Source organism: Mycobacterium sp. E2327 (assembly GCF_001672675.1).
Taxonomy (GTDB): domain Bacteria; phylum Actinomycetota; class Actinomycetes; order Mycobacteriales; family Mycobacteriaceae; genus Mycobacterium.
Map to the genome: position 1 here is coordinate 22,769 of NZ_LZKE01000043.1, position 7,781 is coordinate 30,549.

At 63.9% G+C, this 7,781-nt stretch carries 6 protein-coding genes; 2 read left to right on the forward strand and 4 right to left on the reverse strand.

Features of this window, described 5'->3' with window-relative positions:
- Window positions 1–10 precede the first annotated feature (10 nt).
- The 3 genes from A5712_RS05855 to A5712_RS05865 all read right to left on the reverse strand — a co-directional run bounded on the left by A5712_RS05855 (window position 11) and on the right by A5712_RS05865 (window position 5,003).
- Window positions 11–3,055, reverse strand: coding sequence for a hypothetical protein (locus A5712_RS05855; protein WP_156766432.1), 3,045 nt, complete (start codon window positions 3,053–3,055; stop codon window positions 11–13).
- 196 nt (window positions 3,056–3,251) lie between these two features.
- The gene (locus tag A5712_RS05860; protein ID WP_068102426.1) at window positions 3,252–4,412 is read right to left on the reverse strand and encodes a PPE family protein; all 1,161 of its coding nucleotides are present in this window, start codon (window positions 4,410–4,412) and stop codon (window positions 3,252–3,254) included.
- A gap of 309 nt (window positions 4,413–4,721) precedes the next feature.
- On the reverse strand, window positions 4,722–5,003 hold the full coding sequence (locus A5712_RS05865; protein ID WP_068102428.1) for a hypothetical protein: 282 nt from the start codon (window positions 5,001–5,003) through the stop codon (window positions 4,722–4,724).
- A 101-nt stretch (window positions 5,004–5,104) separates the two neighbouring features.
- Here A5712_RS05865 and A5712_RS05870 point away from each other — a divergent pair, with 101 nt between their 5' ends.
- Both A5712_RS05870 and A5712_RS05875 read left to right on the forward strand, forming a co-directional pair.
- On the forward strand, window positions 5,105–6,601 hold the full coding sequence (locus A5712_RS05870) for a PE-PPE domain-containing protein (protein ID WP_068102430.1): 1,497 nt from the start codon (window positions 5,105–5,107) through the stop codon (window positions 6,599–6,601).
- Window positions 6,602–6,611: 10 nt separating this feature from the next.
- Window positions 6,612–7,418, forward strand: a complete 807-nt coding sequence (locus tag A5712_RS05875) for an SDR family oxidoreductase (RefSeq protein ID WP_068102432.1) — start codon at window positions 6,612–6,614, stop codon at window positions 7,416–7,418.
- A gap of 4 nt (window positions 7,419–7,422) precedes the next feature.
- On the opposite strand, the gene A5712_RS05880 is transcribed toward A5712_RS05875, so the two are convergent.
- On the reverse strand, window positions 7,423–7,781 hold a 359-nt coding region (locus tag A5712_RS05880; protein ID WP_197519306.1), incomplete at its 5' end, for a glycogen/starch/alpha-glucan phosphorylase.

Sequence of the window (7,781 nt, forward strand, 5' to 3'; positions counted from 1 at the left end):
GCTACATTTCTTAGAGCGTCGAGTCCTTCTGGAGATCGTGGATGCATTCTCGCACTTGCTGACCCATGATGCGCCCAAGCTGGGTGTAGGCGGCGAACTGCCCTTCGTTGAACCATTGATCGGATGTTGGGTCATGGGGGAACACGTCGCTCGAGGCCGCGTAGGTCAAGAGCCACTGGGGGAATTCCTTGCACAGCACCGCTTTCGCGAAAATGAGAAGGCCTTGACGCTCATGTGGGCCATGCCCCAAGTCAGGAGCTGCCGATGGATAGGTGATGAGTCCGACCGCGACGGTCCTCTTGGCGAGGCGGCTGTTCAGGCCGTAAAACGCGTCGGTCTCTTCGAACTTGTCGCCGGAACCGGGGGTGAGCTCCGCCAAGGGGAACTTTGCGAAATAGTCGAAATCGATCGTCACACCCAGCTCGTATTCGGCCAATCGCATCGCGTCGGCCAGCCCGCTGGCGAACGGGGGTGCATCGCCGCCCCCATCGATGCAGAAGATCAGTCGGCTGCGGCGGCGCAGCGCCTCGACCAGTCCAAGGTTTTCGTAGTGGCCGCCGTCGGTGACTTGTACTAACCGCGCGTCGGGGTAGTTGAGGCCGATGAGTTCGCGGTAGTAGTAGCCGGCGCCGCGAATGCAAGGCAATGACTTCGGCCACGGCCTCTCGTTGTCCTTCGGATCGAGGCAGGCCCCTTTCTTGGAGGCAGCAAGGTTGGCAACAAAATTCGGGTTGGGCAGCCATGTTCCCAGGCGAGCACCCGAGACGGCCAGTAGTTTTTCAAATCCCTTCTGTTGTCGGCCCATCGCCGACGCGAAGGCGGCTCCACTCGCCGCAACCGCAGTCAAAACCGTGAGATCCCGCTTGATTCGGGGTGGGGATTGGTCGTGCAGCTGGGGTGCCCGCAGCCACCCGAGTTCCGGGCCGCCTATGAAATCGTGGCTCATCACGTAGGACACCGCGTTCAATCCCGGTGCAGGCTTGTGCTTTCCGCTGATGGGGGCCGAGGCGGCGAAGATGAACTTGGGTCCGCCCGCGGGAACGCTGCCAAAGTCAGGCAACCAGGTGTATTCATTCCGGTCGTAGGCTTCTGCGCGCCAGACGCCCGAAACTCGTTTGCGCCGAACCGCGAACGTCTGCCCTAATCGATAGCGATAGAACGGATTCAGGCTTATCGACGCGACATCCACCGAGCTGATCCATGCGATCGCTGCGACCAGTCCCCAAGGCCACAACGCCGAGAAGGGTGTGTGGCCGGGCCCTCCCTCTAGTCCACCGGCGGTCAAGGAGCGAAATACGCCCGCGGCAAAGCAGCCCAGGATGACCAGCCATGCGACCAGCAAGACGGCGAGGGTCACCACCACCAGAATCATCGCGATGACGCCCGGGGGGAGCAGTCGCTTCCATAGTGCGAGCTCTTTCGCCTCTCCCGACATTGTGGTGCGCTTTTTCCAAGCCATCGCGGTAATCGCCGCCAGGTAGTTCAGACCCACCAGCCCGGAAACGGCCGCGGCGGCGTCGCCCTGGTTATGGGTAGCGTGCGCACTGAGCGATGAACACAGCCGCATCAGCGTCGGTAGCCCGATGACCACTATCAGCACCAGCGCTGCGAAGACCGCGCTGCCCACCGCGAAGCGCTGCACCCACAATTTCGCGCGCTCGCTACGTTTCTCCCAGAGAAACATCTCGATACCCATTGCGATACTGGTGAGGAACGCGGCCAGGCCGGCGAAGACAGCCACTGCTATCCACGACGCGGGATGGTCTGTCAGACACATCAGGTAGTCCGGGTGCTCGTGCACGAACGCGTCGTTAACGTTCGGATTGAGTACGGGAATGATCTGGGCGAAGGAAAAGGCAGGGCGCGATAGCAGATATCCGAACACCCACCCCAGCAAGGCGGGGAGGGTGAAGAGGATGGTGATCGATGCGAGCAGATTCTTGAAGACCACGGCCAACGCGTAGACCAGTTCTCCGGGCGAGTCTGCGATATAGCTTGAGCCCCTGCGGAAATGATCGAGCTCGGGCGACCCTTCCTCGAAGCGCTCGGAAACCAAGGGCTTCTTCTCGGTGTCCTGTGTGGCCAGCAGTCTCGCGCCGGCCGTATAGCCGCCGCCGGATACCGAAATCACGTAGTCGACGGTGTCGATGAGTTTTGCCCTGTCACCGAACTTTTCGTGAACACCTGCGCCTGGTTTGATCGGATCCTCTTTTGAGAATTCCTGCATGACGCCCATCGCGATGCATGCCGACCGCACTCCGCCACCGGACAAGCAGATCGCTTGCACCCGCTCGCCATTGCGGGCTTTGATGACGTTCCCGGCGTCCGGGACGTTATACGCTTCGACCCAGCTCGCTTCATCGGGGTCGACAGCCTCGGTCGGCTTGGGCGGCGTCCACAGCACTTCGTTCCACCACTCCGCGGTGGTCTTGTCCGAGGACCGCGTCCGACAAGATCGCCAACCCGCCGCCGCCCAGCGCAGGACGATTCCCAATGTCGCGGGAATCCCGCCGAGGGCTAGCAGCAGAGCGCACCATTGGATGGTTGCTGCCGTCGCGATGGCGTTGATCCAGGCGGTCGAGTTGTGACCGTCGACCGCCCAACAAAGAAGCGAAGCCTCAATAATCCCGGCCAAAGAGGCAATTGCCACGGCCGCAGCGACGTATATAGCCGCTAGTCGCCCAGCCGCCGAGATCGCCCACTTCAGGAAGATCACTGCTAGCCCGCCCAGCGTGAGGGTGTAGCCGAGGACGAAGAGAAAATCCGAGTAAATCGCTGCCCGGACCCGATCGACGACGACTGGGAATTGCGAGCCGTGACCGTAGATGTACCTCGCGAAGCTCGACCCTGCGGGGCCCGGCCACGAATACCACGCCAATACCGCGCCGGCGGCTGCAACTGCGAATGCCGCGGCCGTTAGGACTCGCCGGTGAGACGCCCGTTTGGCTGCCTCGGTTGCTGACGGGGAAACCTCTTCAGTTACCTCAGTTTGCGGCGGTGAAGTCTCTTCAGTTGCCAAAGTTTCCGACATGGATGCCTCTTCAATCCGCACCATGATGTTTCCCTTGTCCCGCATGCCCGACGGCCGCCAAGCTGGATGCCGGGCGAATTTTCGAATCCTGTGGGCAAATGCTAGGGACGATGCGCGGTACTGATCACGAGTAGTCGACTACTCGAGTTCACTCGAATTGGCGTACACCGGCCGGGCGCGCTCACAACGCGACGGCCAATCGTGGACAGCGAGGGCTGTGTCACCCGGCCGCCGGCGGCCGCGGCATCACCGTCAGCCGCGTCCCGTACCGGGGGATGACGCCTGAGGCTCGCGTCAGCGTCCCCACCGGCATCCCGGGTACGCCGGGCATACCGGCCCCGACCGCCTCTTCGGTTCCCGGGAGTGTCGTTAGGCCGGTGCCCGACAGGGCCGATATATGGCTGACCGCCGGCGTGGACCAGCTCGCAGGTACCGACATCGGCCCGATCGACTTGGCGCCGGTGAGGATCGCGGAGACGCCGCCTCCGCCACTGCTCAAGCTGCGAAAGCCTGCCGGCAGCACCTTGGATATGTTGGGTACAACTCCCATCACACCCAACACCGCCGAGGTGACGGATTTCGTCGCCTCCGCAAGTAGTGCGTTTGCATCTATGGTGCTTTGGCCCGCAAACGTGGCGATTTGAAGGGTGGCCGGAAGCGTGAAGACCCCAGTCGAAGCGAGGAAACCCCACATAGGCGCGTCGGGCCCAATCCCCGAGCTCCCCAATACGGGGTATTGCCCTAAGGACAGGACAAATTGACCGATAGGGCCGTTTTCCCCGAGTAGATCTAGTGGATTGGGTATCGACGCGGTGGCCTGGGCGACCGCGGCGGACTGTGCGTCCGCTCCCGCCGGGTTGGTGGTCTGGTCCGGCGGCGTGAATGGTGTCAACGTCGCCGCGGCTGCAGAGCTGCTCGAGTAGCCGTACATCGCGGCGGCGTCCTGGGCCCACATCTCGGCGTACTGGGCCTCCGTCGCGGCGATCGCCGCGGTGTTTTGGCCGAAGAAGTTGGTCGCGATCAGCGAAGCCAGTTGGGTGCGGTTGGCGGCGATCACCGGCGGGGGCACGGTCATCGCGAATGCCTGCTCGAAGGCCGCCGCGGCCGCTCTGGCCTGCATGGCGGTCTGCTTGGTCTGCTCGGCGGTCATATTCAGCCAACCGATGTAGGGGATGGCGGTGGCGACCATCGACTCGGCAGCGGCGCCGTGCCAGTTCAATGTGGTCAGGCCCGAAACCACCGACTGGTATGTCTCGGCTGTGGTGGTCAATTCCGCGGCCAGGGAGTCCCAGCTGCCGGCGGCGGCCAAAAGCGAACCCGAGCCCGGGCCGGTGTACATCCGGGCGGAGTTGATCTCCGGGGGCAATATCGCGAAATCCATTGTGTCACATCTCCTTAGCTTGACTTCGGTGGCAAACCCCCCTTTTGTTGACGGCGCAAGGCAAGGCGCCGGGTGATGCGGGACAGATTGGTACCGCGGCCCGGGTTTCCGGGCGGTGACCACTCATTCGAGTTCTGGGCGGACCACGCGAACTGTGCATATCCAGCCACCTTTGCCGTTTCGGTGACTATCTCTGGTGAACCCTATGAATTTCGAAGGAGTAAAGATAGGGCTGAACTGCGAAAAAATAAGATCGCCGATCTTGATTGCCGCGGGCTAGACGCGGCAATGATTGGAGTTAGTTGGCTATTACCGCCAGCTCGCGGGCAAGTCGATTATGTGGTTCGGGCAAACGTCCTGGGCCGCCAAGGACATGACGTTGCGTGCGTCCTCGGCCGACATCTTGGCGCGCAGCGTCATGAATGCATATTCGGCTGGCGCGTAACCCGATTCGGGGCCGGCCGGATCGTCCATCAGCTGGCACGCCTGTTTTTCTTTGTCCTGAAAGCTATCGGCGTGGGCGACGCCCGCGCCCACCAGCAAGGCCAGGGCAGCCAGCCCGCCGGCAGCAATCGTCGTGGGGGTCCTCACGGGTACTTCACCTTCAGTCGCGCCTCCGACGGCCCAGTGTAAGACGCGGCGTCGGCAGGAATTCATCGAAGAGCGCTCGGGGACCGTCGTCGTTGGCCAGAATGGTCCGGGTGCAGGTCGTTCCCGAGGCTCTGGTGTCGGCGGCGGAGGACGTCGGCAACATCGGCGCCGCGCTCGGAGAGGCCAACGCCCTCGCGGCGCTGCGGACGAGCCGCATCCTGCCCGCCGGCGCCGACGAGGTCAGCGCGGCCATCACGCCGTTGTTCATCGACCAGTCGAGGATCTATCGGGAACTGGCTGCGGCGGGCCGGGCGTTCGAACAGCGGTTCGTGCAGCTCCTCGGCGAGGCGGGCCTCGCCTACACCCAGACCGAGCAGGCCGCGCTGCAGGTCCTGCGCGACGCAATCGGCGCGCTGGAAGCACCCCTCGCCTCGTTCGCCGCGCAGGCCGAGAACCCCGCCCCCACGACCATTCCGCCGCTGATCGTGCCGCAGAACAGCTCGGTGGCACTGATCGTCGGCGGCACCACGTTCCCCCTGCCGGACGCCAAGTACGTCAGCTCGATCATGGCCAACTTCCTCGACAACCCCACCCTGTCGCCGCTCCTCGGCGCGTCAGGGCAGTCGTTTTACACACCGGAGCAGTTCTGGCCCTTCACCCCGCAACTCGGAAACCTGACGCTGGGCCAATCGGTCGCACAGGGCGTGCAGTTGCTCAACACCGCCATCAACACCGAACTCGCGGCGGGCAACAAGGTGGTCGTCTACGGCACCTCACAAAGTTCGCTCGTTGCCACCAACGAGATCCGCAACCTCATGGCCATGGCCAACCCGCCGGACCCAACCAGCCTGTCGTTCTTCTTGACCGGCGATCCGGGCAACCCCAACGGCGGATTCTTCGAACGCTTCCCGGGCCTATACATCCCGTTGGTCGACGTGCTGATGAACGGCGCGACGCCGCCCAACTCGCCGTATCCAACCGTGATCTTCACCAATCAGTACGACATGGTGACGAATCTGCCCCAGTACGTCCTCAACCCGGTCAGCGATCTCAATGCGTTCATGGGGTTCGCGCTCTACCACGGCACGCACGACTACGTCGACCTGACACCCGGGCAGATCGCTAACGCGATCGAGCTGCCGAGGTCGCCGGGATACACCGGGGCGACCCATTACTACGAGCTGTTGACGCAGAACTTGCCGCTTGTCGCGCCGTTGCGCCTGTACGTGCCGCAGCCGTTCGGCAACGCGCTGGCCGATTTGCTGCAGCCGGACCTAAGGGTGATCGTCGACATGGGCTACGGGTCGGGTGAGTACGCCGACATCCCCACTCCCGCCAGCCTGTTCGAGCTGCCGAACCCGTTCACCATCGTCCCGGACCTGGTGCACGGCGCGGTTCAGGGCCCGCAGGCGGCGCTGGTGGATCTCGGGCTCCTGCCGCCGTCGATGATGCCGACCGGCTACCCGTTCAACCCGGTGCTCGATCCGGGCCTGAACTTCCCGCTGCCGCAGTCGTCGGTCACCGGGGTCTCGCTGCTGACCGGGTTCGAGGGCCAGCTGATGCGCGCGTTGGGTCTGATGCCGAGCTGGGACAGCTGACGGACGTGCCATGACCAACAGCCACAGCCCTTTCCGGGCCGATCTTCTGCAGGGCAAGGTCGCGTTGGTTAGCGGCGGCGCCACGGGGCTCGGCCTCGAGGTCGCCCGGGTGCTCGGCAACCACGGTGCCCGCGTCGCGATCTGCAGCCGCAAGGAGCCCAATCTCGCAGGGGCGGTTGCGGCGTTGCGGGAACAAGGGATTGATGCGATATACGGCGTCTGTGACGTCCGCCGCGACGACGAGGTGACGGCCGTCGTCGAGGAGGTGCTGCGAAAGTTCGGCCGACTCGACATCGTTGTCAACAACGCCGCCGGAAACTTCCCCGTGCCGATAAGCGGCCTCAGCCCAAAGGGATTCAAGGCCGTTGTCGACATCGACCTACTGGGTACCTTCAACGTGTCGAAGGCGGCATACGACCTTTGGCTGCGCGATCACGGCGGTGCGGTGGTGAATATCAGCGCCGCGATCCAGTACCGCGGCATGGCCTTGCAGGCGCACGTCGTTTCGGCCAAGGCCGGCGTCGACGCGTTCAGCCGCGCCTGCGCGATCGAATGGGGCCCCGACGGGGTTCGGGTGAATGTCGTTGCCCCCGGCGCGATGTCGGGCACCGAAGGCGTGAAGAGAATCACCGGCGATGCCCAGCATCGCACCACCCAGAACCCGCTGCGGCGTCCCGGTTCCACCACCGAGGTCGCGGAGGCGGTCCTGTTTTTGGCCAGCGACGCGGCGTCCTACGTGACCGGAGCCGTCCTTGTCGTCGACGGGGGTGGGTGGATGACCGCCAGCGGCGTACCGGATTTGCCGGGCTACCGCTGAGGGCTCACATCTTGACGGTCAGCGGCCACACGTTCCAGATCTCGTCACAGTATTCGGTGATGGCGCGGTCCGATGAGAACTTGCCGCTGCGCGCGGTGTTCAGGATCGACATCTTCGTCCACGCCTCGGTGTCCCGCCAGGCCTCGCTGACCTGCTCCTGGCACTTCAGGTAGGAGGCGAAGTCGGCGCACACCAGGAAGGGGTCGTCGTGGCGCAGGTTGTCCACCAGCGGCCGGAACACCTCGGTGTCTCCGTGCGAAAACGTGCCGCCCGCAATCAGATCCAGCACCGCGCGCAGCTCGTCGTCGCCGTCGATGTAGTCGGCCGGGCGGTACCCGTTCGCCTTGACGGCCTCGACCTCCT

What these genes read in the sequence shown, in the direction of transcription:
- A5712_RS05875 (WP_068102432.1), top strand. Translation starts at nt 6,612, where the DNA reads ATGACCAACAGCCACAGCCCTTTCCGGGCCGATCTTCTGCAGGGCAAG.
- A5712_RS05870 (WP_068102430.1), top strand. Translation starts at nt 5,105, where the DNA reads ATGGTCCGGGTGCAGGTCGTTCCCGAGGCTCTGGTGTCGGCGGCGGAG.
- A5712_RS05855 (WP_156766432.1), bottom strand. Translation starts at nt 3,055, where the DNA reads ATGGTGCGGATTGAAGAGGCATCCATGTCGGAAACTTTGGCAACTGAA.
- A5712_RS05860 (WP_068102426.1), bottom strand. Translation starts at nt 4,412, where the DNA reads ATGGATTTCGCGATATTGCCCCCGGAGATCAACTCCGCCCGGATGTAC.